Raw genomic sequence first — 26,526 nt, 5'->3', positions numbered from 1 at the left:
TCTGTTACATCCCGCCTTGTCTATATTTATCCCGCAGGCGAAGTTTTATCCAACAATAACCCTACGAGGATACCTTTATGTGGAAGCGCTTACTTCTTGTCACGGCAGTTTCCGCAGCCATGTCGTCTATGGTAATGGCTGCTCCTTTGACCGTAGGATTTTCGCAGGTCGGTTCTGAGTCCGGCTGGCGAGCCGCTGAAACCAACGTCGCGAAGAGTGAAGCCCAGAAACGTGGCATCACGCTGAAAATCGCGGACGGACAGCAAAAACAGGAAAACCAAATCAAAGCTGTACGCTCTTTTATCGCTCAGGGCGTGGATGCCATCTTTATCGCCCCTGTCGTCGCAACAGGCTGGGAACCGGTACTGAAAGAGGCAAAAGAGGCAAAAATCCCGGTATTCCTGCTCGACCGCTCTATTGATGTAAAAGACAACTCGCTCTATATGACCACGGTGACCGCCAACAACGTGCTGGAAGGTCAGCTGATTGGCGACTGGCTGATCAAAACCGTTGATGGTAAGCAGTGTAACGTTGTGGAACTGCAGGGGACAGTCGGCGCAAGTGTCGCGATCGATCGTAAAAAAGGTTTCGCGGAAGCGATCGCCAAAGCCCCGAATATTAAGATCATCCGTTCTCAGTCCGGCGACTTTACCCGCAGTAAAGGGAAAGAAGTCATGGAGAGCTTCATCAAGGCAGAAAACAACGGCAAGAATATTTGCATGGTTTACGCCCATAACGATGACATGGTGATCGGTGCGATTCAGGCCATCAAGGAAGCGGGTCTGAAACCGGGTAAAGATATCCTCACCGGCTCCATCGATGGCGTGCCGGATATCTATAAAGCGATGATTGCTGGTGAAGCTAATGCCAGCGTCGAGTTGACCCCGAACATGGCGGGCCCGGCGTTTGATGCGCTTGAGAAATTCAAGAAAGACGGCACCATGCCGGAGAAAGTGACACTGACCAAGTCCACGCTCTACCTGCCGGACACGGCGAAAGAAGAGTTAGAGAAGAAGAAAAATATGGGTTACTGATAGTGGATCACTCCTTACCCTGGCCCTCTCCCCTGAGGGGAGAGGCGTCGCAGGCGCTCTCCCTTTTAGGAAGCGGGTCAGGGTAGGGAACTTTTGGGGGAGGCGATAATGACCGAATCAATCCATCATCAGGATGTTCTGCGTACGGAAGGCCTGAGCAAATTCTTCCCCGGCGTGAAGGCATTAGATAATGTCGATTTCAGTCTGCGGCGCGGTGAAATCATGGCGCTGCTGGGGGAAAACGGCGCGGGGAAATCAACGCTCATCAAAGCCCTGACCGGGGTTTATCATGCCGATCGCGGCACCATCTGGCTGGAAGGTGAGCCAATCTCACCAAAGAATACCGCGCATGCTCAACAACTGGGCATTGGCACCGTCTATCAGGAAGTGAACCTGCTGCCGAACATGTCGGTGGCGGATAACCTGTTTATTGGTCGCGAACCGCGCCGTTTCGGCTTTCTGCGGCGCAAGGAGATGGAAAAACGTGCCACCGAACTGATGGCCTCCTACGGTTTTTCCCTCGACGTACGCGAACCTCTTAACCGTTTTTCGGTGGCCATGCAGCAGATCGTCGCGATTTGCCGCGCCATCGATCTCTCCGCCAAAGTGCTAATCCTCGACGAACCGACGGCCAGTCTCGACACCAAAGAGGTCGACATGCTGTTCGGTCTGATGCGCCAGTTGCGCGATCAGGGCGTCAGCCTGATTTTCGTCACCCACTTTCTCGATCAGGTTTACCAGGTCAGCGATCGGATCACCGTGCTGCGCAACGGCGGTTTTGTCGGCTGCCGGGAGACCCGCGAGCTGCCGCAGATTGATCTGGTGAAGATGATGCTGGGCCGCGAGCTTGAGCATCAGGCGCTGCAGCGCGCCGGGCGTACGCTGCTGAGTGAAAAACCGGTGGCGGCGTTTGAAGGCTTCGGCAAAAAAGGCACCATCGACCCCTTCGATTTGCAGGTTCGCCCCGGGGAAATCGTCGGGCTGGCGGGCTTGTTAGGATCCGGTCGCACCGAAACCGCAGAGGTGATTTTCGGCATTAAGCCTGCCGACAGCGGTACGGCGTGGATCAAAGGCAAAAAACAGCTTCTGCGGTCGCCGCATCAGGCTTCCTGTCTTGGCATCGGGTTCTGCCCGGAAGACAGGAAAACCGATGGCATAATTGCTGCGGCGTCGGTCAGGGAAAATATCATTCTGGCATTGCAGGCGCAGCGTGGCTGGCTAAAACCGATTCCCCGGCGTGAACAACATGAGATCACCGAACGTTTTATTCGCCAGCTTGGCATCCGTACGCCCAGCGGGGAGCAGCCGATTGAGTTTCTCTCCGGCGGCAATCAACAAAAAGTGCTGCTCTCCCGCTGGCTTTTGACCCGCCCGCAGTTTCTCATTCTTGATGAGCCGACACGCGGTATCGACGTGGGCGCGCACGCGGAAATTATCCGTCTGATAGAAAGCCTGTGCGCTGATGGGCTGGCGTTGCTGGTCATCTCGTCAGAGCTGGAGGAACTGGTGGGCTATGCCGACAGGGTGATTATCATGCGCGATCGCAAACAGGTCGCGGAGATCCCGTTGGATGCGCTCTCGGTCCCGGCGATTATGAATGCTATTGCGGCATAAGGAGTAAACCGTGATGCCTCAATCCCTTCCGCAAACGGACGCCGCAAAGCGCCGTTTTCGCTGGCCCACCGGGATGCCGCAACTCGCGGCGCTGATCCTGGTGCTGGTGGTTGATAGCCTGGTGGCGCCGCATTTCTTCCAGGTGGTGCTGCAGGACGGGCGCCTGTTTGGTAGCCCGATTGACATTCTTAACCGCGCCGCCCCGGTTGCGCTGCTCGCCATTGGTATGACGCTGGTGATCGCCACTGGCGGTATCGATCTTTCCGTCGGTGCGGTGATGGCGATTGCGGGCGCCACGGCTGCATCCATGGCCGTCGCCGGACACTCGCTGCCGGTTATTCTGCTGGCGACGCTGGCAACAGGCGTGCTGGCGGGGCTGTGGAACGGCATTCTGGTGGCGATACTGAAAATCCAGCCTTTCGTCGCCACGCTGATCTTAATGGTCGCCGGACGCGGCGTGGCGCAACTGATCACCGCCGGGCAGATCGTCACCTTTGATGCGCCGAACCTGGCGTGGATCGGCAGCGGCAAATTCCTGTTGTTCCCGACGCCGGTGATCATCGCCCTGGTGACGCTGATCGTCTTCTGGCTGTTCACCCGCAAAACCGCGCTGGGGATGTTTATTGAAGCGGTCGGCATCAACATTCGCGCCGCAAAAAACGCCGGGGTGAATACGCGCATTGTGGTGATGCTGACTTATGTTCTGAGCGGCGTGTGTGCGGCGATTGCCGGAACCATCGTTGCCGCCGATATTCGCGGCGCTGATGCCAATAACGCCGGGCTGTGGCTGGAGCTGGACGCCATTCTGGCGGTGGTTATCGGTGGCGGTTCGCTGATGGGCGGGCGTTTTAACCTGCTGCTGTCGGTGGTCGGGGCGCTGATTATTCAGGGTATGAATACCGGCATCCTGCTTTCCGGCTTCCCGCCGGAGCTCAACCAGGTGGTGAAAGCGGTGGTGGTGCTCTGCGTCCTGATCGTCCAGTCACCGTCTTTTATCAGCATACTGAAAAGGATCCGCCGCCATGATCAAACGTAATTTACCGCTGATGATTACGCTCGGGGTGTTTATCCTTGGCTATCTCTATTGTCTGACGCAGTTTCCGGGGTTCGCTTCGACGCGCGTCATCTGCAACATCCTGACCGATAACGCGTTTCTTGGGATCATCGCTGTCGGCATGACCTTCGTGATCCTCTCCGGGGGGATAGATCTTTCCGTCGGCTCGGTGATCGCTTTCACCGGGGTTTTTCTGGCGAAAGCGATCGGCTTCTGGGGGATCTCCCCGCTGCTGGCGTTTCCGCTGGTGCTGGTGATGGGTTGCGCGTTTGGCGCGTTTATGGGGCTGTTGATTGACGCGCTCAAAATCCCGGCGTTTATCATCACCCTTGCCGGGATGTTCTTCCTGCGCGGTGTCAGCTATCTGGTTTCTGAAGAGTCGATCCCGATTAACCATCCGGTGTATGACTCGCTTTCTGATCTGGCCTGGACGATTCCCGGCGGCGGGCGTCTCAGCGCGATGGGGCTCCTGATGTTGCTGGTGGTCGTAGTGGGGATTTTCCTCGCTCACCGCACCCGTTTTGGCAATCAGGTGTATGCCATCGGCGGCAACGCGACGTCGGCCAACCTGATGGGGATTTCGACGCGCAGCACTACCATTCGCATCTACATGCTTTCCACCGGGCTGGCGACGCTGGCAGGCATTGTGTTCTCGGTGTATACCCAGGCGGGCTATGCGCTGGCGGGCGTTGGCGTGGAGCTGGACGCGATCGCCTCGGTGGTGATTGGCGGCACGCTGCTCAGCGGCGGCGTCGGTACGGTGCTGGGAACGCTGTTTGGCGTGGGAATCCAGGGGCTGATTCAGACCTATATTAACTTTGATGGCACACTCAGCTCGTGGTGGACCAAGATCGCCATCGGCATTTTGTTGTTCATTTTCATTGCCCTGCAGCGTGGCCTGACGGTGCTGTGGGAGAATCGCCAGAGTTCGCCGGTCACGAGGGTTAATAACGCAACAACCCGGTAACATATTGAAATTGCATTAAAACTAAACTTTTTCCGGTAGCCGCCGATAAATTTATTTTATGCCGAAGTCCCCTGCTACCGGAAATAACATCATGCTAAAAACGCTATCGATTCGAACCGGCCTGCTCTCTGTACTCGCCGTGATGACGCTCCTGCTTTTGCTGGTGAGCGGCATGGGCATTTATGCCCTCTCTCAAAGTTCCTCCTCTTTGCAGCGCATCAACCAGCTCCAGGGTGAGCAGATGGTGCATCTCAATGAAGGCTATACCCTGATTTTGCGGGCGCGTAACGAAGCCGGTCAGGCGGTACGTCTGATGGAAATCGGGATGCTGGATGACGCCACTAAAGCGGTCAAAAATATCAATACAGAAGTGGCGCAGGCGCAAAAGGTGTTGGCTGCGGTGCTCAGCACGCCGATGCAGGACGAGCAGGGCGATAAGCTGTTGAAAACGGTGGCGGGCAGCTACGCCGCTTACAGCGAACAGGGCATTAAGCCGATGCTGGACGCGCTGAACAAACAGAGCGCGGACGGCTATTACGATCTGCTCGAAAAGAGCCTGATCCCGGTTTCCCGCCAGTTTGACAACGACATGCAGGCGTATCAGAAGTGGGTCGACCAGCGCGGAAAAGCAGAGGTCAGCGCGGTGCAGAGCAGTAAAACGCGGGTGATGATGTTTATCATCATTGTCGCACTGCTGACGGCCGGGGTGATCGTTCTGGCATGGATGGCGCTGCGTCAGATGCTGCTCAAGCCGCTGAATGCGTCTATCGCTCAACTGGAACATGTCGCCGCCGGGGATCTCACCTGGGAAACGGACAAACAGGCGAGCCACGAAATTAACCGCCTCAACGCGGCTATCGACGACATGCGCCAGTCGCTGATGTCTTCCGTGCTGCGGGTGCGTGACGCCAGCTCACAAATTGATACCGGCAGCCGCGAACTGGCGGCGGGTAACATGCACCTGGCACAGCGGACAGAATCCACCGCGACCTCCCTTGAGCAGACGGCGGCGAGCATGGAAGAGATCACCGCGACGGTGAAACAGAACGCTGAAAATGCCGAGCAGGCGCACCAGCTGGCGAAAGCGGTCTCTGACACCGCCGATCGCGGCAGCGAAATGGTGTGCTACGTCATTGAAAAAATGCGCGATATCTCCAGCAGTTCCGATCGTATTGCCGACATCCTCAGCGTCATCGACGGCATCGCGTTTCAGACCAACATCCTGGCGCTCAACGCGTCGGTGGAAGCGGCGCGTGCGGGTGAGCAGGGGCGTGGATTTGCGGTGGTTGCAGGTGAAGTGCGCATTCTGGCGAGCCGCAGTGCGGATGCGGCGAAAGAAATTCGTCAGCTGATTAGCGATTCCCGCAGTCACGTGGGCGAGGGGAGCGATCTGGCGCTGCAGGCGGGTGAAACGATGGATGAAATCGCCACCGAAGTATTGCGAATGACCAAGCTGATGCGTGAAATCGCCAGTGCGTCGCAGGAACAAAGTCGTGGCATTGAGCAGGTGAATATCGCCGTCAGCCAGATGGATGAAACCGCTCAGCAGAACGCCGCGCTGGTACAGCAATCCTCCGCGGCAACGCGCTCGCTGGAAGAGCAGTCGCAGGAGCTGATTGAAGCGATGGCCTCGTTCAGGCTACAGGGCGCAGGCGCGGTCTGATGCCTCACACTGACCCTCTCCCCATCGGGAAGAGGGTCAGACGTTCAGGTATTACGCGTCCGGGAACTCACGAATAAAGCGTTCCACATCTTCCACCATATGATCGGTGCCGACGAAGAACGGACGGCGCTGGTGCAGGCTATCCGGGATAATATCCAGAATGCGCGCTTTACCGTCGCTGGCTTTACCGCCCGCCTGTTCGGCGAGGAAGGCCATCGGGTTGCACTCATACAGCAGACGCAGTTTACCCTGCGGGTGGCTGGCGGTGCTTGGGTAGAGATAAATCCCGCCTTTCAGCAGGTTACGGTGAAAATCGGCCACCAGAGAACCGATATAGCGTGACGTATACGGACGCTGCGTGGCCTTATCTTCTTCCTGACAGAACTTGATGTACTTCTTCACGCCCATCGGGAATTTGATGTAGTTGCCTTCGTTGATGGAGTAGGTGTTGCCTTTTTCCGGGAAGCGCATGCGCTCCTGGCTCAGGCAAAATACCCCCAGCGACGGATCGTAGGTAAAGGCGTGAACACCGCAGCCGGTGGTGTACACCAGCATGGTGGAGGAGCCGTAAACCACATATCCGGCAGCGACCTGCCTGTTGCCCGGCTGCAGGAAATCCTCTTCGGTAACCGGGGTGCCTACCGGCGTCACGCGACGGTAGATTGAAAAAATGGTGCCAACAGAAACGTTAACATCAATGTTGGATGAGCCATCCAGCGGATCCATCAGCACGACGTACTTCGCATGCTCACAGCCTTCAAAGACGACGATCTCGTCTTCTTCTTCCGACGCGATGCCCGCGACGATGTCGCGCGCCTTAAGTGCAGCTTTCAGTTTTTCGTTCGCGAACAGATCGAGTTTCTGCTGAACCTCGCCCTGCACGTTCTCAGCACCGCTGGCACCCAGGATATCGACCAGACCGGCCTTATTGATATCGCGGTGGATAATTTTGGCGCCCAGTTTTATTGCCGACAGCAAAGCAGTGAGCTCACCGGTAGCATGAGAGAACTCGTGCTGCTTTTCGACAATAAATTCACCTAACGTTTTCATAACACTTTCCCTGCATTTTATGTGGAGTAAAGCGACCGCAACAATCTTAACAAAGATTCAAATAGTAGCGCACAGGTGAATCGCGCCAGCAAAATACGGATTTAACTGAAATGCGTTTCGCTGCTGTCGAACATATGAGTAAAATACGCGCCAGCTAAAAGAAAGGACGTAACTATGCGCATTCATATTTTGGGAATTTGTGGCACTTTCATGGGCGGACTGGCGATGCTGGCACGCACCCTGGGCCACGAAGTGACGGGTTCGGACGCCAACGTGTATCCGCCAATGAGCACGTTACTGGAAAATCAAGGTATTGATTTAATTCAGGGTTACGATCCTGCTCAACTCGATCCGCAGCCGGATCTGGTGATCATCGGCAATGCCATGACGCGCGGCAACCCGTGCGTGGAAGCGGTGCTGGAGAAGAATATTCCGTACATGTCCGGTCCGCAGTGGCTGCACGATTTCGTGCTGCGTGACCGCTGGGTGCTGGCCATTGCCGGGACTCACGGCAAAACCACCACCGCCGGGATGGCAACCTGGATCTTAGAGGCCTGCGGTTACAAGCCGGGCTTTGTGATCGGCGGTGTGCCGGGCAATTTTGATGTGTCTGCCCGTCTCGGCGACAGCCCGTTCTTCGTTATCGAAGCTGACGAATATGACTGTGCGTTCTTCGACAAGCGCTCCAAATTCGTCCATTACAGTCCGCGCACACTGGTGCTCAACAACCTTGAGTTTGACCACGCGGACATCTTTGATGATCTGAAAGCAATTCAGAAACAGTTCCACCATCTGGTGCGCATCGTGCCGGGTCAGGGGCGCATCATCCTGCCGGAAAACGACATTAACCTGAAACAGGTGATGGCGATGGGCTGCTGGAGCGAACAGGAACTGGTGGGCGAACAGGGTCACTGGCAGGCGAGAAAGCTGAACACTGACGCGTCCGAGTGGGAAGTGCTGCTGGACGGCGAGGTCGTCGGTCAGGTGAAGTGGGCGCTGGTTGGCGAACACAACATGAATAACGGCCTGATGGCGATTGCCGCCGCGCGTCATGTGGGCGTCACGCCTGCGGATGCCGCGAATGCGTTGGGGTCGTTTATCAACGCCCGCCGCCGCCTGGAACTGCGTGGCGAAGCGAACGGCGTCTGCGTGTATGACGATTTCGCGCATCACCCGACGGCGATCCTCGCCACGCTGCAGGCACTGCGCGGTAAAGTGGGCGGCACGGCGCGCATTATCGCGGTGCTGGAGCCACGCTCCAACACCATGAAAATGGGCATCAGCAAAAGCGATCTGGCGCCGTCGCTGGGGCGCGCGGATGAAGTGTATCTGCTACAGCCGCAGCATATTCCCTGGCAGGTGGCGGAAGTGGCGGAAGCCTGCGTCCAGCCAGCCTTCTGGAGTGCGGACGTTGACGCGCTGGTGGAGATGATTGTGAAATCCGCGCAGCCAGGCGATCACATTCTGGTGATGAGTAACGGCGGTTTTGGTGGGATCCATCAGAAACTGCTGGACGGTCTGGCGAAAAAAACGGACGCGGTTGAAGCGTAGTTTACTGCCCGGTGGCGCTTTGCTTACCGGGCCTACGATCCTGTAGGCCGGATAAGCGCAGCGCCATCCGGCAAAACGGTTACTGCTCGTTCTCTGCCAGTTCGCGCAGATACTGGAAAATCAGGCGCGCGGATTTTGGCGGCTTATTCCCTTCTTTCTCTTTCTTCGCATTGCGGATGAGTGTGCGCATCTGCTGGCGATCGGCATCCGGCCACAGATTCAGCACTTCCGCCATGGCATCGTCGCCTTCGTCGATCAGGCGATCACGCATCTGCTCCAGCTTGTGAAACAGCGCAACCTGCTGGTTGTGACGGTTTTTCAGCTTATCCAGCGCCTGGCGAATTGGATCGACATCGCGTTGACGCAGCATTTTGCCAATCAGTTGCAACTGACGGCGACGGCCTTCTTTCTTGATACGCTGCGCCAGTTCGATGGCGTCACGGAGATCCTGGTCGAGCGGGATTTTATCCAGCGCGTTTTTCCCCAGATCGACCATTTCCGCGCCAAGCTGTTTTAACTCTTCGGCGTCGCGTTTAATTTCACTTTTACTGACCCAGATGATTTCATCATCTTCATCCTCGATGTCATCACCGGGAACATCGTCGAGCCAGTCTTTGGGCTGCTTGGTCATCTCAGGCTCCTTAAAAAAAGAGGCACATGTTACCAGTTAAGGCGCGCACTGGAAAACGGTTCTCTGTTAGACTTCATTGAAACTCTCTTTACATTATGGCATTGACGATGAAAGTAATCACACAAGTTGCAGAGCAGCGTAAAGCACTGGAAGAAGCGGTCTCTACCGCGCTGGAACTGGCGTCGGGCAAGTCAGATGGCGCCGAAGTGTCGGTGTCGAAAACCACCGGCATTGGCGTCAGCACGCGTTACGGTGAAGTGGAGAATGTCGAATTCAACAGCGACGGCGCGCTCGGCATTACGGTGTATCACCAGAATCGCAAAGGCAGTGCCTCGTCGACCGATTTAAGCCCGCAGGCGATTGCGCGCACCGTGCAGGCGGCGCTGGATATCGCCAGTTACACCTCCGCCGATCCTTACGCCGGGGTGGCGGATAAAGACCTGCTGGCCTTTGACGCGCCGGATCTGGATCTCTTCCATCCGTCAGAAATCTCACCCGATGAAGCCATCGAACTGGCGGCCCGCGCCGAACAAATCGCCCTCAAGGCCGACAAGCGCATTACCAACACCGAAGGCGGCAGTTTTAACAGCCACTACGGCATCAAAGTGTTCGGCAACAGCCACGGCATGCTGCAAAGCTACTGCTCGACCCGCCATTCGCTTTCCAGTTGCGTTATTGCGGAAGAGAACGGCGAAATGGAGCGCGATTACGCCTACACCATCGGCCGGGCGATTGATGATCTGAAATCGCCGGAGTGGGTCGGTGAAGAGTGCGCGCGTCGCACGCTGGCGCGTCTCGCGCCGCGCAAACTGTCGACGATGAAAGCGCCGGTGATTTTCGCCAGTGATGTGGCGACCGGGCTGTTTGGGCACCTGGTCGGCGCGATTGCTGGCGGCGCGGTCTACCGCAAATCTACGTTTCTGCTGGATTCCCTCGGCAAGCAGATCCTGCCGGCGTGGCTGACCATCGAAGAACATCCGCATCTGCGTAAAGGGCTGGCCTCGACGCCGTTCGACAGCGAAGGCGTACGCACAGAACGTCGCGATATCATCAAAGACGGTATCCTCACGCAATGGCTGCTGACCAACTATTCAGCCCGTAAACTGGGCCTCAGAAGCACCGGGCATGCGGGTGGCATTCACAACTGGCGCATTGCCGGGCGTGGCCTGAGTTTTGAAAAGTTGCTAAAAGAAATGGGCACCGGGCTTGTGGTGACCGAACTGATGGGGCAGGGTGTCAGTGGCGTAACGGGTGATTATTCGCGCGGTGCGTCAGGCTTTTGGGTTGAGAATGGCGAAATTCAGTATCCGGTGAGTGAAATCACCATCGCCGGGAATCTGAAAGACATGTGGCGCAATATTGTCACCATCGCCGACGATATTGAAACACGTAGCAATATACAGTGTGGTTCTGTGCTGTTGCCGGAGATAAAAATCGCCGGGCAATGATTCACTTATTGGCGCGACCTGCCGCGCCGTTAATAACAAAAAAGGAAGTGAGCAATGCGTAAAAAACTCCTCGCGATGTTAGCGGTGTCTTCCCTTGTCCTCAGCGCGACAAACGTCTTTGCCGCCGATCTTGAAGACGATATGGATACCCTCAACGCAAACCTGAAAATTGTACAGAAGACCGATAACGCCGCGGACATGAAGGACGCGCTGAGCAAAATGCGCGCCGCTGCGCTGGATGCGCAGAAACAGACGCCGCCGAAGCTGGAAGGCAAAGCGGCTGACAGCGCCGAGATGAAAGATTTCCGCCACGGCCTGGATACGCTGGTCGGGCAAATCGACGGCGCGCTGAAACTGGCTAACGAAGGTAAAGTGAAAGAGGCGCAGGCTGCGGCTGACGGCTTTGTGACGACGCGCAATACCTATCACAAAAAGTATCGTTAAAATAGGTGCTTGAGCCTTACGCCCTCATTGTGTGGGGCGGGGGGAGTTCGGAACTCCCCCCGGTATAGCTCCTTACTTGTCAGATTTGCAATCCAGACGTGCTGCAACTTCCTGCGAACCGTTGCGATATCGAATTTCGCAAAGCGATCGCCGGGTAATCAGAGTCACTGCGATGATTGTCATAGCAATTATCAGCAGCGCCCGTATAATTGGTTGCGGTCGTTTCATGGATGCCTCCTTGCTTCTGCAGGTAAGGCACTAACCTCCACGGTTGAGACGTGAAGTTTAGGGCCCCACCTTGATTTATAGTCAGGTGGGGCTTTCCACTTTCCGTCCCATGCCTGAGACGGAAAGTCTCAAGCACCCGCAAGCATCTTAGCGATTTTTTATAAGCAAACCTTATCGACATCACATTTTTACGAGAAGCCTCGCAAGGTTTTTCGCTGCGACACGCCATGATTTGCCGCCAATCCCCGTGATATTCATCACATAATTCCAGTCAATTAAACTTATTCACCGCAATTATGTGGCACAGATCACTGCTGCCTGTTTCCTTTCCACTTCGAAGTGGAAAACAACTGTCTACAAACTCCGGTTTCCCAACGCTACTTTTATCTCAGAGACATTAACGGGGTAAGACGAGTGATTAACGGAGCGGTAATGAACGACGTTGGGGACCAGGCAGTTCAGACAGAGAAACTTGCCGATACCATGCTGAAGCAGACCTTTGCGCTGCTCAGCCGCCACAACATTCTCCCCAATGCAGTACAGGAGCAGATGCTGACCTCTCACGTCCGCGCGATGGCGCATCGGTCAGTGACCGGTGAGCCGCTGCCTGAAGTGGACGCCAGCCTGTTCGAAGAAATTTCACCAGATTCAATGACGCTCGCCCGAGAAGTGGTCGCGCAGTTCGGCAATCTCCCTGAGGAAGAAGCCTGGCTGCTCTCCGTTCACTTCGAAGTAGCGAAAGACAACCTTTAAGGAGCAAATGATGGAACAGATTACCGTTGTGATTGGCGATCGCCTTGGCAAAGGACAGAAAGTGGCTGCAGGCGTTGAGAAAGCCGGTGGCCGTGCCGTGGTTGTTCCGGGCGTAGCGGCAGACATGAAGCTTGGCGACGTGATGAAAGCGGAAAACGCCACCTTCGGCATCTCTTTCTGCGGTAGCGGTGGCGCGGGCGCCATTACGGCACAAAACAAATATGGCTACAAAGCGAAATACGGCATGCGTTCTGTGGATGAGGGCGTAACGGCCATCAATGAAGGCTGCAACGTTCTGGGTTTTGGCTTTATGGATAAAGAAGAGCTGGGCGAGCGCCTGGTGGAAGCCTGGAAAAAGAAATACGGCGCATAACTATGAAAGAGCAGTTCACCACCACGGTGAGGGTTAAGGGCAAAGGCGACTCAAAAGCACGTGCTTTTTCCGATGCGCTTAACCAGGTGCAATCAGCGGTGATGAAGAGTTCACCGCACATTTTACTGCGTATTGAGCCACAGGATGTGCAAGTTGTTCATGCGCGTGAAGCGGTGCGTAAGGAAGCGTTTTTGTTCTTCTTTCTGCGCCGGGAAAGACGGTCGTACAGCGTGGAGCTGGATGTCACCGTCAACGTGACCGCCATCAACCTCGACAGGGTAGATTTTGTCACGCAACGCTGATTCTTACTAAAAGGGCAGACTAATGTTCCTGATAATTTTAATAAAATCACTCATCATCGGTGGCCTCGTGGGCGTCGGCGTGGGTGCTGGGGCTGCACGCATGTTTCATGCGCCCACCACACAGGGGATGGGCGCGTTTCGTACGTTGGGGGAACTGAACTCTTGCGAAGGGGACCCTGCGTCTCACTTCTCCTTTGGGTTAGGCTTCTTCTTCAACGCGTGGGCCTCCTCTGTTGCGGCGGGTTCTTTCACACAGGACGTCGACCACCGCATTATTCCTAACTGGGGTGCGGCAGCGCTGATGCTGAAAAACCGCAATGTCGGTGAAACGCTGCATGATCCGAAGAAAATGGCGATCGCCTGCGGCGTGATCGGCATGATCGTGGTGACCTTCCTCAACCTGACCGCCTCGTCCGTACCGGAAGCACTGCAGGTGACGGCAGTGAAGGTACTGGTACCGGCGGCAAACCTGCTGGTGAATACCGTGATGCCGGTGATCTTCTGGCTGGCGGCTATCGACGCGGGTAAAAAATCCGGCTTCTGGGCAACCGTCTTCGGTGGCGCAGCGCAACTGATCATGGGTAACGCCGTGCCAGGTCTGGTACTGGGTATTCTGATCGGTAAAGGCGTTGAAGAGAGCGGCTGGCATCGTGTGACCAAAGTGATGATGGTGGCGATTGTAGCGCTGTTCGTTCTGAGCGGCTTCTTCCGCGGCTTCGACATGAAGATGATCGAATCTTTCCATCTGACCGTCCCGAACTGGCTGGATGTGATCCATAACTCTCTCAGCGGTAAATAACAGGAGCCTGAAATGGAAGAGAAAAAAGGTTTTTGGTATGCCGACTGGTCGTTCCCGATCTTTGTTGGCCTGCTCTCCTCCGGCGTGTTCGCCGGGACGCACATGTACTACCTCTACGGTATCGGCGCGTTTAACGAAGTGGCCTTCGTGGCCATGCTGAAAGCGGGGATTGATACCGGCGTATACGGTGCGGTCGCGGCGTTTGGCGCGAGCTTCCTGTTTGCCCGTATCATCGAAGGTTCGCTGGTGGGGATCCTTGATATCGGCGGCGCTATCCAGACCGGTGTGGGTCTTGGGGTTCCGGCGCTGTTGCTGGGCGCGGGGATCATGTTCCCGGTGACCAATTTCATTGCGTCGCTGATTACCGGTCTGGTGATTGGTCTGGCGATTGGTTACATCATTATTCTGGCGCGTAAGTTCACCATCAACCAGAGCGACTCCACCTACGGTGCTGACGTCATGATGGGTGCCGGTAACGCGTCAGGCCGCTTCCTCGGGCCGTTGATTATCCTGAGCGCAATGACGGCGTCCATTCCGATCGGCGTGGGTTCACTGATTGGCGCGCTGCTGTTCTACCTCTGGCAGAAGCCGATCACCGGGGGAGCCATTCTTGGCGCCATGATCCTCGGTTCTATCTTCCCCATCGCTATCAGCTAATGTTTTACGGGCGCTCCGGCGCCCGCCTTCACAGGAGAAAGGTATGTTTGATTTACTCCTGCGCCGTGCGCGCCTCGTCGACGATACCCTGACCGATATCGCCATTCTGGACGGCAAAATTGCCGCACTGGGCGATATCACCGCACCCGCGAAAAAAACGGTAGAACTCCACGGCGAGGTTTATGTCAGCGCAGGCTGGATTGACTCCCACGTCCATTGCTACCCAAAATCCCCGATTTATCACGATGAACCTGACAGCGTCGGCATCGCGACGGGTGTCACCACGGTCATCGACGCTGGCAGCACCGGTGCGGACGACATTGACGACTTCTGGCAGTTGACCCGTCAGGCCAGCACTGACGTCTATGCGCTGTTGAATATATCCCGCGTCGGGCTGATTGCCCAGAACGAACTGTCGAACATGGCGAATATTGATGCCGCTGCGGTTCGCGACGCGGTCAAACGTCACCCGGATTTTATCGTCGGACTGAAAGCGCGTATGAGCAGTAGCGTGGTCGGCGAAAACGGCATCACGCCGCTGGAACGCGCCAAAAGCATCCAGAAAGAGAACGGCGATCTGCCGCTGATGGTGCATATCGGCAACAATCCGCCGAATCTGGATGAGATCGCGGAACTGCTGACCTCCGGCGATATCATTACTCACTGCTATAACGGCAAACCAAACCGCATTCTGACGCCCGCGGGCGAACTGCGTGCCTCCATTACCCGCGCCATTCAGCGCGGCGTGCGCCTCGATGTGGGCCACGGCACGGCCAGTTTCAGCTTTGAGGTGGCGCGACGCGCCATCAGCATGGGCATTCTGCCGCACACCATCAGCTCGGATATCTACTGCCGCAACCGTATTGACGGCCCGGTACATTCTCTTGCGAGTGTGATGTCGAAATTTCTCGCCATTGGCCTGTCGCTGCCGCAGGTGATCGCCTGTGTCACTGACCATGCGGCAGAAGGGCTGCGCTTATCGCGTAAAGGACGCCTGGCAGCAGGCTTTGACGCTGATCTGACCCTCTTCACGCTGAAACATCAGCCCACCGTGATGGTGGATGCCGAAAACGACAGCCTGCAGGCTGACAATATTCTGGTGCCGCTGGCCGCTATTCGTGCGGGCAAGGGCTATATGACCGAACAAGGGAGCACGGAACATGCCTTCGATTTTTGAAAAATACAATTTAAAACAAGTGATTAATACATCCGGTCGCATGACGGCGTTAGGGGTTTCCACGCCGCGTCCGGAAGTGGTCGAGGCCGTCATGAGCGGCATGAACCACTACTTTGAAATGAAAGATCTGGTCAACAAAACCGGGGAATACATTGCAAAACTGCTGGAAGTGGAAGGGGCGACGGTGGTCTCTTGCGCTTCTGCGGGGATCGCGCAGTCGGTCGCGGCGGTGCTGGTAAAAGACAGCGACTGGTTGCTGGAAAATCTCCACGTCACGCCGATTGAAAATAACGAAATCGTGCTGCCGAAAGGGCACAACGTTAACTTTGGCGCGCCGGTGGGCACCATGGTTGCGCTCGGCGGCGGTAAGCTGGTGGAAGCGGGCTATGCCAATGAATGCTCTGCCGATCAGCTCGCGGCGGCTGTCACGCCACGCACTGCGGCGATCCTGTATATCAAATCTCACCACTGCGTACAGAAAAGCATGCTCAGCGTTGAGCAGGCCGCCGTGGTAGCGCGTAAACACAACCTGCCGCTGATTGTTGATGCGGCGGCAGAAGAAGATTTGCAGTGCTACTACCGCATGGGCGCCGATCTGGTGATCTACAGCGGCGCGAAAGCCATCGAAGGGCCGACCAGCGGACTGGTGATCGGTAAAACGCAGTACGTCGAATGGGTGAAACGCCAGACGGCAGGCATCGGCCGGGCGATGAAAGTCGGTAAAGAGGGCATTCTCGGCCTGACTTGCGCCATCGAACATTACCTCACCGCCAGCAAAGAGAGCGGTGATGAGATGGTGGCGAAGATGACGCCATTCATCAACCAGCTCAATACCCTGAAGGGTGTGACTGCCCGCGTGGTATGGGACAGCGCCGGACGCGACATCGCCCGTACCGAAATCAAATTTGATGAAGCGGTGACCAACGTGGCGACCGGCGATCTGGTCAACGCTCTTAAGCAAGGGCAGTACGCCATCTATTTCCGTGGTTACAAAGCGAACGAAGGGATCATCGAAGCGGATGTGCGTAGCGTTAACGCCGATCAGCTTGAGATCGTCGCGCGCCGCATTGCCGAAGTACTGAACAAGGAGAAAAAAGCATGAAACTGACCCCGAATTTTTATCGTGATCGTGTCTGCCTGAACGTGCTGGCGGGAAGCAAAGCGAATGCCAGCGCCATTTACGAAGCGGCAGAAGGCCACGTGCTGGTCGGTGTGCTTTCCAAAAATTACCCGGATGTCGCCACGGCGGTGGCGGATATGCGCGAGTATGCGGCGCTAATCGATAACGCGCTGTCCGTCGGGCTGGGCGCGGGCGATCCGAACCAGTCGGCCATGGTCAGTGAAATCTCCCGTCAGGTACAGCCGCAGCATGTGAACCAGGTTTTCACCGGCGTCGCGACCAGCCGTGCGCTGCTGGGGCAGAACCAGACGGTGGTAAATGGGCTGATTTCCCCGACCGGCACGCCGGGCATGGTGAAGATCTCCACCGGTCCGCTGAGCAGCGCCGCCGCGGATGGCATCGTGCCGGTTGACACCGCGATCGCCCTGCTGAAAGACATGGGCGGCAGTTCGGTGAAATATTTCCCGATGGGTGGCCTCAAGTGCCGTGACGAATACAAAGCGGTGGCGGAAGCCTGCGCCCGTCATGATTTCTGGCTGGAGCCGACCGGGGGTATCGATCTGGAAAACTTCGGCGAGATCCTGCAGATCGCGCTCGACGCCGGGGTCAGCAAAATCATTCCGCACATCTATAGCTCCATCATTGATAAAGCCAGTGGTGATACCCGCCCTGACGATGTACGCCAGTTGCTGGCGATGACCAAACAACGGGTTAAATAACCTGCCCCTTCGCCCCCTCTCGTCGGGAGAGGGCGGGAGTGAAGGGAAAATAATTTCAGTCGATCCATCAAGGAGTTAATATGCTTTCTGCACGTCATCTGCTTGTTGCTTCATTTTCTCTGCTCGCCACCGCCGCCACGGCGCAAACGCAGTTTGCCTGGGTGGGCACCTACAATCCGAATGGTGAAGGGCTGTACCGTTTTTCGGTTGATCCACAAACCGGCGTACTCAGCGACAAAACGCTGGTCAGCACGCTACCTAACGCCGCCCAGCTCACCGTTTCCGCAGACGGCAAAACGCTGTATGCCGCCAGCGAAGTTGAAAAAGGCGTCGTACAGGCCTGGCGTATTAATGAAAAGGGTGAGCTGAGCGAGTTGAATCAGGCCGCTTCCGGTGGTGCCGGGCCGGTCTATCTCTCGCTGACGCCGGACGGTAAACATCTGCTGGTGGCGAATTACGTCAGCGGTTCGATCGCTGTATTGCCGGTGAAAGCGGATGGCAGCCTGGGCGAGGCGAGTGATACGCATCAGGATGAAGGTCCGGCGGGCGCGGCAAAACCTGAAGGTGCCGTCGAAGGCAGCTTTGCTATCAGTGACCATAACGGTCCGCATGCCCACATGATCGCCGCTGATCCCAGCGGGAAGTATGTCTTTTCAACCGATCTGGGGCTGGATCGCGTCTATCAGTACCGCTTTGACGCAGCGAGCGGCAAGCTGACGCCGAACGATCCGCCGTTTGTCGCGGCATCCTCGAACGGTGCCGGTCCGCGCCACTTTGTTTTCACTCCGAAAGGCGACGGCGTGTGGCTGATTAACGAAGAAGCCTCTACGCTAACTTACTATCAACTGGATACGGCCACCGGCACCCTGCGCGAAGGTAAAACGATTTCGGCATTACCGGACGGCTACAAGGGCACCAGTTTTGCCGCCGGTCTGGTGTTAAGCCACGACGGAAAACAGCTGTATGTTGCCAACCGTTTGCATAACAGCATTGGTCACTTTACTGTAACGGCCGACGGTACGCTGACACACCAGCAGGATATCTGGACGCGCGGCGACTATCCGCGCACGCTGACGCTCGATGCACAAGGCCGCTGGCTGTATGTGATGAACCAGCGCAGCGACAATATCACCCGTTTCAGCGTGTCGCCGACCGATGGCAAGTTAACCTTTGCAGAGGACTACACGGCGGTGGGAAGCCCATCGCAAATGGTCATATCATCAAAACCCTAAGTGGTAAGGCGGGTGCGAGAGGCGCCCGCCCATCAGAGAGGAAACTGACGTGCGATTCCCCAACCAACGTTTAGCGCAACTGTTTGATTTGCTGCAAAACGAAACGCTGCCGCAGGATGAACTGGCGCAGCGACTGTCGGTTTCCACACGTACCGTTCGCGCTGATATTACCGCGCTGAATTCACTGCTGCTGCATTATGGCGCGCAGTTTATTCTGACGCGCGGCAGTGGTTATCAGCTGAAAATTGATGACCCTTCACGCTACCAGACGCTGGAAGCCTCACGCCCGAAAGCGCTGCGCATCCCGCGCACCGCCCATGAGCGGGTGAATTACTTATCCGTACGTTTTCTCACTTCCGCCTTTTCCCTCAAGCTGGAAGATTTAGCGGATGAATGGTTTGTCAGCCGCGCCACGCTGCAAAGCGATATGGTTGACGTGCGCGAGCGTTTTCAGCGCTATCAGTTGACGCTGGAAACCCGCCCGCGTCACGGCATGAAGCTGTTTGGCAGCGAAGTCTCCATTCGCGCCTGCCTGACGGATCTGTTGTGGGAGCTGGCGCAAACTGACAGCAACAACCCGCTCATCACCGAAGAGGCACTCAACGCCGGAGTCCCGGAGCGACTGGCGGAAGTATTACAGGAGGCGTTTACCCGCCACCATGTGCGCCTGACGGCGGAAGGCGAGCGCTTTGTGCGTATTTACTGCGCGGTGGCGGTTCGCCGCATCAGCGAAGGCTACCCGCTGTCGGAATTCAGTGCGGAAGATGTCGCGCAGAACGTGCGTGATGCGGCGCAGGACATCGCTGCATCGTTGCAACAACTGGCAGGGAAGGCGCTGTCACCGGCGGAAGAAGAGTGGCTGTGTGTGCATATCGCCGCCCGCCAGGTGCAGGATGTCGACCCGGAAACCATCAGCGCCGACGATGACGAAGCGCTGGTGAACTACATTCTTCGCTATATCAACACGCAATATAACTACAACCTGTTGAACGACGCGCAACTGCATGCGGATTTGCTCACCCATATCAAAACGATGATCACCCGGGTGCGCTACCAGATCATGATCCCCAATCCGCTGCTCGACAACATCAAGCAGCACTACCCGATGGCGTGGGACATGACGCTGGCGGCGGTTTCCAGTTGGGGAAAATACACGCCGTATGTGATCAGCGAAAACGAAATTGGTTTCCTGGTGCTGCATATCGGCGTCGGGCTTGAGCGTCACTACAACATCGGTTATCAGCGCCAGCCGCGTGTCCTGCTGGTGTGCGACGCAGGCAACGCGATGGTCAGAATGATCGAAGCGGTGCTGCTGCGCAAATATCCGCAGATTGAAATTACCGATACGCTTTCACTGCGCGACTATGAAGACCGTGAAAGCATCACCGAAGACTTTGTCATTTCCACCGTTCGCATCAGCGAAAAAGACAAACCGGTGGTGACGATTGCGCCATTCCCGACTGATTATCAACTGGAGCAGATCGGCAAGCTGGTGCTGGTGGACAGAACGCGCCCGTGGATGCTGGAAAAGTTCTTTGATGTCGCCCATTTCCGGGTGATCAACACACCGATGGATCAGCAAACCTTGTTCCGCGAGCTGTGCGACAGCCTGTGCGAAGAGGGCTTTGTTGATGCTGAATTCCATGCCTCAGTGGTTGAGCGTGAAGCCATCGTCAGCACCATGCTCGGCGAAGGGATCGCCCTGCCGCACGCCCTTGGCCTGCTGGCGAAAAAAACGGTGGTCTATACCGTACTCGCACCGCAGGGTATCCGTTGGGGAGATGAAACCGCGCACGCGATTTTCCTGCTGGCGATCAGCAAAAGCGAATACGAAGAGGCGATGGCGATTTACGATATTTTCGTCACCTTCCTGCGCGAGCGCGCCATGCAAAGACTCTCTGCCTGTCAAAGCTTTAGCGAATTTAAAGCGGTGGCAATGGAGTGTGTAAGCCGTTTCTGAGTGCAGGTTAAGTTCTGCGAGCCGCTTTCCAGAAATGAATGTAATGCAGATGTAATGCTATAATGCATTACATCTTTTCTTTTTCCGGAGGCATAATGGCCACGCTTAACGTCAGACTCGATGACAAACTTAAGGAAGAGGCATACGCCGTGCTGGATAAACTCAATCTCACCCCAACAGAAGCCGTTCGGCTGCTGTTTCAATACCTCGCAGAAAACGGTCGCATGCCGGTGAAAACAGTGACCGTCAGCGATACCGAAGACGCCTTACTGCGCACCGTGCGTGAACGGCTGGCTAATCCGCAAAAGGGCATTAAGGTCAGGTTGGATGAGCTATGAACTGGAGTTTGATCCCCGCGCCTTGAAAGAGTGGAAAAAGCTTGGGAGTACCGTTCGTTCACAGTTCAAAAAGAAACTGGCTGAGGTGCTTGTTCATCCGCGGGTGGAATCCGCCAGACTGCATGATTTGCCGGACTGCTACAAAATAAAATTGAAAACAGCAGTTTACAGACTGGTTTATCAGGTCAGAGAGGAAATTGTTGTGGTGATGGTCATTGCGGTGGGGAAACGAGAAAAATCAGCCGTCTACGCCAGTGCGGACAAACGGCTGGATGAGTAAGCACTACCGCAGGTGATGCACGACCTGGTTACTGCTGCCGCGCCAGATTAACGCCGGGTCTTTTAAGTCCTGCACGAATTTACCGTCCACCAGCACGTTGATCAGGTTGACCACCGCCATTTGCGCATCGGTGAGTTCGTCCAGCTTGTAGCCGGTCCATACCCAGATGTCTTTGCCGGGGCATTCGGCGCGTACCCGTTGTACCAGCTTCAGAATATCCGGTACGTTCTGCGGGTGCAGCGGATCACCGCCCGACAGCGACACGCCCTGGCGATGAATGCGCGTATCGTTCAGGTCGTTGATGATCTGGTCTTCCATCGCCTGGGTAAACGGCTGCCCGGAGTTCAGCCGCCAGGTGCTTTTGTTGTAGCACCCGGGGCATTCATGGACGCACCCTGAAACAAACAGGGTGCATCGCGTACCAGGCCCGTTGACGATGTCGACGGGGTAGTACTGGTGATAGTTCATCGCGAATAACCACGCCGGGTGGCGCTGCGCTTACCCGGCCTACAAAAGAGAGCGGTCCGTAGGCCCGGTAAGCGCAGCGCCACCGGGCATTAACGTGGCAGCGGATTAACCGATCTGCCCATTCCCCAGATGCTTAACGCGGCGTTTCACCTCTTCCTGCTTACCGGCGTTGAACGGACGCGCATCCGGGCTGCCGAGGTAACCACAAACACGGCGGGTGACTGACACGCGGGAGGCGTCGTGGTTGCCGCATTTCGGGCAGGTAAAGCCCTTGCTGGTACACTCGAATTCACCGGTAAAACCGCACTCGTAGCATTCATCAATCGGCGTGTTGGTACCGTAGTACGGCACATGCTGATAGCTGTAGTCCCAGACATCTTCCAGCGCTTTCAGGTTGTGCTGAATGTTCGGGTACTCGCCGTAGCAGATGAAACCGCCGCTCGCCAGCGGCGGGTAGGGCGCTTCAAAGTCGATCTTGTCGTACGGGTTCACCTTTTTCTCCACGTCGAGGTGGAAGCTGTTGGTGTAGTAGCCTTTGTCCGTCACACCCTCAACAATACCGAACTCTGCGGTATCCAGACGGCAGAAGCGGTCGCAGAGGTTTTCGCTCGGCGTGCTGTAGAGGCTGAAACCATAACCGGTTTCGTCTTTCCACTGGTTTACCGCGTCACGCAGACGCTGGACAATCGCCACGCCTTTTTCACGCAGCGCAGCGCTGTCGTAAATGTGCTGATTGCCAGACAGCGCGTTGATGGTTTCATGGATGCCGATATAGCCCAGGGAAATCGACGCGCGACCGTTTTTGAAGATGCCGGAAACGTCGTCGTCCGCTTTCAGACGTACACCGCAGGCGCCTTCCATATACAGAATGGGCGTCACGCGGGCTTTGACCCCTTCCAGGCGGGCGATACGCGTCATCAGCGCCTTACGCGCCAGTTGCAGACGATCGTCGAGCAGTTTCCAGAACACGGCTTCGTTGCCTTTTGCTTCCAGCGCGATGCGCGGCAGGTTAAGGCTGATAACGCCGAGGTTGTTACGGCCATCGTGAATTTGTTCGCCGTTTTCATCTTCGTACACGCCGAGGAAGCTGCGGCAGCCCATCGGGGTTTTGAACGAACCGGTGACTTTTACCACCTGGTCATAGTTCAGAATATCCGGGTACATGCGCTTGCTCGCACATTCCAGCGCCAGTTGTTTGATGTCGTAGTTCGGATCGCCAAACTTATGGTTCAGGCCGTCGCGGATCGCAAAGACCAGTTTCGGGAACACCGCCGTTTTACGGTTTTTACCGAGGCCCGCGATGCGGTTGCGCAGAATCGACTGCTGGATCATGCGCGATTCCCAACTGGTGCCGAGACCAAAGCCGAAGGTGACGAATGGCGTCTGACCGTTGGCGGTATGCAACGTATTGACTTCATACTCCAGCGACTGGAACGCGTCATAGCACTCTTTCTCGGTGCGCGCGTGGGCGTAGCCGTCGGCATCGGGGATCTGCCACTCTTCAGCGACCTTACGGTGCTTTTTGAAACTGGCGGTAACGAACGGCGCCAGCACTTCATCAATACGGTTAATGGTGGTGCCGCCATAAATATGGCTCGCGACCTGAGCGATGATCTGTGCGGTGACAGCCGTTGCTGTCGAGATCGATTTTGGCGGTTCGATTTCCGCGTTCCCCATCTTGAAGCCCTGCGTCAGCATGCCTTTCAGATCGATCAACATACAGTTGAACATCGGGAAGAAAGGGGAATAGTCGAGATCGTGGTAGTGAATGTCGCCACGCTCGTGCGCCTGCACCACGTCGCGTGGCAGCAGGTGCTGACGGGCATAGTGCTTGGCGACAATACCGGCCAGAAGATCGCGCTGCGTCGGGATCACTTTACTGTCTTTGTTCGCGTTTTCGTTCAGCAGCGCGGAGTTGGTCTGCTCGACCAGTCCACGAATTTCCTGGTTCAGACGACCGCGTTTCTCACGCTGGATGTCGCGATCGTGTCGATATTCAATATAAGCGCGCGCCAGTTGCTTGTAGGCGCCTGACATCAGCTGGTTTTCCACGGCTGTCTGGATTTCGCTGATATCGACTTGTGTGCGGCCCTGCATTTGTTGACTCACCACTGCCGCGACGGTGGCGCAGTAATCTGCGTCATCGACTCCCGCTGCTTTTGCCGCACGCAGAATAGCTTCCTGAATGCGTTCTGATTTGAAAGGCACTTTACAGCCGTCTCGTTTCATCACATGCGGTGTCATGATCACTCCATATAAAAGAACAGGTTATCCACAGAGGCGGAACGATGGCGGAAGGCGTTATTCATAGTGCAACCAAGCACTTCCTTCGGCCATGACCCGTTTTATCCACACCCATCACCGCCATAGTTCGATGGGATCTGATGACATAGTAGACGATTAATACTATATGTTGGGTCGGAGTGCATTCTAAATTCTATATATAGTGATTTGCATCAAACAAGTTTGCATTTTTATTGATTCAAAACAAAGTAAAAATCGCGGGGCGCAGTGGGCGGGCATTGGCGGGTATGTAAATTTTGATGAGAATATTCTGAGTAAAACTTCAACAAAAACACGGACTCACGTCACTTAGGGGGAATTTTTAATACCCCGGCAGGCATCCGTGTCGCCGGGGATATTAACGGAGGACTTTCGTCACACCGGTTCAGGAAAGGAACGCTGTCACCGGCCGTCATCCTGACTGCCGGGGTATTTGATATTGTTTAGAACGTTTTCTTGAAGTTCAGCATCATCCCCTTATCGCTGATGCCGTCCTCCTTCCAGTGGAACGCGTCAAGCTGCAGGGCACTGCTTTCGCCGCTGTACTTCACGCCCACCGTCGCGAGACTGTTAACGCCGCCGCCGCTCTGGCCGTCGTCCACCGCAAAGCGCTGGCTTCCGGCACCCGCCAGTGTCGCACTGCGCTGGCTCTTCGAATAGCTCAGGTTCGGGCCGCCTTCCAGGGTGGCGCTCGCTCCCCAGCCATCTTTCCCGGCATAATCCAGCTTCATCCCGACGATACTGTCCACCGCCGTTTCACTGCCGCTGTTCATGTTCAGGTTGAAGTCTCCGGCGTTACGCTCCTGATAACCGTCTTCCAGCGTATGGCGCAGTTTGACACCCGCATACGGGGTGACGGTCAGCGCCTCGCTCAGTTCAAACGTCTTCGCCCCTTCGCTGCGGAACTCCAGATACTGCTGTTTCGCGCTGCTGTCAGCGGTCTTGTTGGTGTCGCCGTAGGAAACAGAGCGGTTGCTGTCGAGGTTATGCACGTCATAACGCAGGGCGTTGTTCCAGCTCAGGCCGTTGTCAAACGCCATCTGATGCTTCAGACCGAAGAACTGGCTGTAGCCGCCGGTGATGCCGTTGTTACCGGCACTCTGGCTGCCGCTGCCATCAAGGCGCGCGATACCGTACTCCATCGTCAGGTTCTGGCTGTCCGTGAGGGCGAGTTTCTGACGCAGGGCCATCATGTCGTAGTCGGTGTTTTTACCGAGTTCGGCACGCGGGTCGCCTTTCGCCACCACGTTGAATGCCAGACCGCTGCTCACCTGCGGTGCCGCGTCGGCCAGCATGTCAAAGCGGTTGCCCAGCATCCGTGCTTCACGGAACACGTTCGTTGCCTGGCTGCCGCTCACCTGTTTCAGGGCGCTGTTGAGCTCTGCGGTGCTGCCGACGTTGAGGCTGCTGTACAGTTCATTGCTGGTGTAACCCGCGTCCAGCGCGGTCGCCACGCTGCTGACCGAACTGTCGGTTGCCACATCGGCATAGGCGTTTTTGGTCATGGTGACGTCCACGTTGCCCTGGGCATCAGTGCTGCCCTGCGCGTTCCACACCACCGAGGTGGAGGTGATGGCGTCCGCGTCGGTCAGGTTGCTGCCCTGCACCACGTTGTCGAAAGTCATGGTGGTGGCCGACGTGCCGGAGGTGAAACCGGTGTTGACGCTGACGCCGTCCATGCTGGCATTGCTGACCATCAGTTGCCCGGCACTGCCGTCAGCGTTGGTGCCGACCACGTAACCGTTCAGGCTGTTGCTGTTGTCGTGGCTGTAGTAGTGCACTTCGCTGGCGTTGCCGTCATTGCCGTTCAGCCCTTCGATGGTGGCGGAGTCCTGGGCAATCAGGCCGGAGCCGGTGACATCATCAGCGATATACACGGTGCCGTTGTTGACCACATGGCCGTTCGCACCGGCCTTGCTGAAGGCATACGAGTTGTCGGCATAAATATTGATGGTGCCGTTGTTCTCAATCACCGCGTCTTCGGTGGCGTCAGCCCCCAGCTGCATACCGATAAGCCCGGAGTCACTGCCGCCCTCGGTGCCGAGGTTAATGGTGCCGTTGTTGACTGCCTGGTTACTGCCGCCCACGTACATCGCCACGGATTTGTTGCCGCTGATGTTAATGGTGCCGTCGTTCTGCGCTGAGTAGCCGCTGCCCCCCATTTTGACGCCCCAGCCGTTGTTGCCGCTGAAGTTGAGCGTGGCGCCCTGCTGGTTCCAGAAGAAGGCATCAGTGGCTGAGCCTTCTGACACAATACCGTCAGCCACCCCGGTGACATTCATGGTTCCGGCGTTAATCACCTGGGCATTGCCGTTGAACCGCAGTGGCTTGCTGCTCTGTGCGGCGGTGAACTCCAGGGTCCCGGTGTTAATCAGCGAGGC

Annotated in this window: 26 protein-coding genes; 20 read left to right on the top strand and 6 right to left on the bottom strand. The window is 56.4% G+C overall.

Annotated elements, in window-relative coordinates; genetic code table 11:
- Positions 1-77: 77 nt before the first annotated feature.
- From ytfQ to AOY23_RS10630, 5 genes are all read left to right on the top strand, one after another.
- Positions 78-1,034: a galactofuranose ABC transporter, galactofuranose-binding protein YtfQ gene (gene ytfQ, locus AOY23_RS10650; protein ID WP_054179621.1), complete on the top strand. Its 957-nt coding sequence runs from the start codon at positions 78-80 to the stop codon at positions 1,032-1,034.
- 108 nt (positions 1,035-1,142) lie between these two features.
- The gene (gene ytfR, locus AOY23_RS10645) at positions 1,143-2,648 is read left to right on the top strand and encodes a galactofuranose ABC transporter, ATP-binding protein YtfR (RefSeq protein WP_054179620.1); all 1,506 of its coding nucleotides are present in this window, start codon (positions 1,143-1,145) and stop codon (positions 2,646-2,648) included.
- Positions 2,649-2,658: 10 nt separating this feature from the next.
- A complete protein-coding gene (gene ytfT / locus AOY23_RS10640) occupies positions 2,659-3,684 on the top strand; it encodes a galactofuranose ABC transporter, ATP-binding protein YtfT (RefSeq protein ID WP_161804022.1) in 1,026 nt (341 codons plus the stop codon).
- Positions 3,671-4,669 (top strand): galactofuranose ABC transporter, permease protein YjfF, encoded by a 999-nt coding sequence (yjfF, locus tag AOY23_RS10635; protein WP_054179618.1) that lies wholly within the window; start codon positions 3,671-3,673, stop codon positions 4,667-4,669. Before ytfT ends, yjfF begins: the two co-directional genes overlap by 14 nt.
- Positions 4,670-4,760: 91 nt before the next feature.
- A complete protein-coding gene (locus tag AOY23_RS10630; RefSeq protein ID WP_054179617.1) occupies positions 4,761-6,332 on the top strand; it encodes a methyl-accepting chemotaxis protein in 1,572 nt (523 codons plus the stop codon).
- A gap of 51 nt (positions 6,333-6,383) precedes the next feature.
- Here AOY23_RS10630 and fbp read toward each other — a convergent pair whose 3' ends face one another.
- Positions 6,384-7,382, bottom strand: coding sequence for a class 1 fructose-bisphosphatase (gene fbp, locus AOY23_RS10625; protein WP_054179616.1), 999 nt, complete (start codon positions 7,380-7,382; stop codon positions 6,384-6,386).
- Positions 7,383-7,556: 174 nt separating this feature from the next.
- On the opposite strand from fbp, the gene mpl reads away from it, so the two are divergent.
- Positions 7,557-8,933 carry a UDP-N-acetylmuramate:L-alanyl-gamma-D-glutamyl-meso-diaminopimelate ligase gene (gene mpl, locus AOY23_RS10620; RefSeq protein WP_054179615.1) on the top strand — a complete coding sequence of 459 codons (1,377 nt, stop codon included), beginning with the start codon at positions 7,557-7,559 and terminating at the stop codon, positions 8,931-8,933.
- Between the two features lie 79 nt (positions 8,934-9,012).
- Here mpl and yjgA read toward each other — a convergent pair whose 3' ends face one another.
- Positions 9,013-9,564: a ribosome biogenesis factor YjgA gene (gene yjgA / locus AOY23_RS10615; RefSeq protein ID WP_054179614.1), complete on the bottom strand. Its 552-nt coding sequence runs from the start codon at positions 9,562-9,564 to the stop codon at positions 9,013-9,015.
- 95 nt (positions 9,565-9,659) lie between these two features.
- Here yjgA and pmbA point away from each other — a divergent pair, with 95 nt between their 5' ends.
- Complete coding sequence (gene pmbA, locus AOY23_RS10610; protein ID WP_054179613.1) at positions 9,660-11,012, top strand: metalloprotease PmbA; 1,353 nt, start codon at positions 9,660-9,662, stop codon at positions 11,010-11,012.
- Positions 11,013-11,066: 54 nt separating this feature from the next.
- Complete coding sequence (gene cybC / locus AOY23_RS10605; protein WP_054179612.1) at positions 11,067-11,456, top strand: cytochrome b562; 390 nt, start codon at positions 11,067-11,069, stop codon at positions 11,454-11,456.
- Positions 11,457-11,528: 72 nt separating this feature from the next.
- Here cybC and AOY23_RS21770 read toward each other — a convergent pair whose 3' ends face one another.
- Positions 11,529-11,684, bottom strand: a complete 156-nt coding sequence (locus AOY23_RS21770) for a Hok/Gef family protein (protein ID WP_072170981.1) — start codon at positions 11,682-11,684, stop codon at positions 11,529-11,531.
- A 414-nt stretch (positions 11,685-12,098) separates the two neighbouring features.
- Here AOY23_RS21770 and AOY23_RS10600 point away from each other — a divergent pair, with 414 nt between their 5' ends.
- The 12 genes from AOY23_RS10600 (at position 12,099) to AOY23_RS10545 (ending at position 21,394) form a co-directional block, all read left to right on the top strand.
- Positions 12,099-12,437 carry a glycine dehydrogenase gene (locus AOY23_RS10600; protein ID WP_152958518.1) on the top strand — a complete coding sequence of 113 codons (339 nt, stop codon included), beginning with the start codon at positions 12,099-12,101 and terminating at the stop codon, positions 12,435-12,437.
- 10 nt (positions 12,438-12,447) lie between these two features.
- Positions 12,448-12,810 carry an SFCGS family glycine-rich protein gene (locus tag AOY23_RS10595; RefSeq protein WP_038156178.1) on the top strand — a complete coding sequence of 121 codons (363 nt, stop codon included), beginning with the start codon at positions 12,448-12,450 and terminating at the stop codon, positions 12,808-12,810.
- A gap of 2 nt (positions 12,811-12,812) precedes the next feature.
- The gene (locus AOY23_RS10590) at positions 12,813-13,112 is read left to right on the top strand and encodes a DUF4312 family protein (RefSeq protein WP_054179610.1); all 300 of its coding nucleotides are present in this window, start codon (positions 12,813-12,815) and stop codon (positions 13,110-13,112) included.
- Between the two features lie 22 nt (positions 13,113-13,134).
- Positions 13,135-13,911, top strand: a complete 777-nt coding sequence (locus tag AOY23_RS10585; protein WP_038156176.1) for a DUF4311 domain-containing protein — start codon at positions 13,135-13,137, stop codon at positions 13,909-13,911.
- A 12-nt stretch (positions 13,912-13,923) separates the two neighbouring features.
- Positions 13,924-14,568: a DUF4310 family protein gene (locus AOY23_RS10580; RefSeq protein ID WP_049848648.1), complete on the top strand. Its 645-nt coding sequence runs from the start codon at positions 13,924-13,926 to the stop codon at positions 14,566-14,568.
- A gap of 43 nt (positions 14,569-14,611) precedes the next feature.
- Positions 14,612-15,745 (top strand): amidohydrolase/deacetylase family metallohydrolase, encoded by a 1,134-nt coding sequence (locus AOY23_RS10575; protein ID WP_054179609.1) that lies wholly within the window; start codon positions 14,612-14,614, stop codon positions 15,743-15,745.
- A complete protein-coding gene (locus AOY23_RS10570) occupies positions 15,729-16,847 on the top strand; it encodes a DgaE family pyridoxal phosphate-dependent ammonia lyase (protein WP_054179608.1) in 1,119 nt (372 codons plus the stop codon). Before AOY23_RS10575 ends, AOY23_RS10570 begins: the two co-directional genes overlap by 17 nt.
- A complete protein-coding gene (gene dagF, locus AOY23_RS10565; RefSeq protein WP_054179607.1) occupies positions 16,844-17,584 on the top strand; it encodes a 2-dehydro-3-deoxy-phosphogluconate aldolase in 741 nt (246 codons plus the stop codon). Before AOY23_RS10570 ends, dagF begins: the two co-directional genes overlap by 4 nt.
- An 80-nt stretch (positions 17,585-17,664) precedes the next feature.
- Entirely contained in the window at positions 17,665-18,816 is a 1,152-nt protein-coding gene (locus AOY23_RS10560) for a lactonase family protein (RefSeq protein ID WP_054179606.1), read from the top strand.
- 49 nt (positions 18,817-18,865) lie between these two features.
- A complete protein-coding gene (locus tag AOY23_RS10555; protein WP_054179605.1) occupies positions 18,866-20,776 on the top strand; it encodes a BglG family transcription antiterminator in 1,911 nt (636 codons plus the stop codon).
- Between the two features lie 95 nt (positions 20,777-20,871).
- Positions 20,872-21,114, top strand: a complete 243-nt coding sequence (locus tag AOY23_RS10550; RefSeq protein ID WP_054179604.1) for a type II toxin-antitoxin system RelB/DinJ family antitoxin — start codon at positions 20,872-20,874, stop codon at positions 21,112-21,114.
- Positions 21,104-21,394 carry a type II toxin-antitoxin system RelE family toxin gene (locus tag AOY23_RS10545; protein ID WP_054179603.1) on the top strand — a complete coding sequence of 97 codons (291 nt, stop codon included), beginning with the start codon at positions 21,104-21,106 and terminating at the stop codon, positions 21,392-21,394. Before AOY23_RS10550 ends, AOY23_RS10545 begins: the two co-directional genes overlap by 11 nt.
- 3 nt (positions 21,395-21,397) lie before the next feature.
- On the opposite strand, the gene nrdG is transcribed toward AOY23_RS10545, so the two are convergent.
- From nrdG to AOY23_RS10530, 3 genes are all read right to left on the bottom strand, one after another.
- Entirely contained in the window at positions 21,398-21,862 is a 465-nt protein-coding gene (gene nrdG / locus AOY23_RS10540; RefSeq protein WP_054179602.1) for an anaerobic ribonucleoside-triphosphate reductase-activating protein, read from the bottom strand.
- Positions 21,863-21,967: 105 nt separating this feature from the next.
- On the bottom strand, positions 21,968-24,106 hold the full coding sequence (gene nrdD / locus AOY23_RS10535; RefSeq protein WP_054181264.1) for an anaerobic ribonucleoside-triphosphate reductase: 2,139 nt from the start codon (positions 24,104-24,106) through the stop codon (positions 21,968-21,970).
- 482 nt (positions 24,107-24,588) lie between these two features.
- The coding region (locus tag AOY23_RS10530; RefSeq protein WP_152958516.1) for an autotransporter outer membrane beta-barrel domain-containing protein at positions 24,589-26,526 on the bottom strand (1,938 nt) is incomplete at its 5' end.

Origin of the sequence: Trabulsiella odontotermitis (genome assembly GCF_001297775.1) — a bacterium.
Taxonomy (GTDB): domain Bacteria; phylum Pseudomonadota; class Gammaproteobacteria; order Enterobacterales; family Enterobacteriaceae; genus Trabulsiella; species Trabulsiella odontotermitis.
Note: the sequence above shows the minus strand (reverse complement) of the source record. Positions and strands in the feature narration are given on the sequence as shown.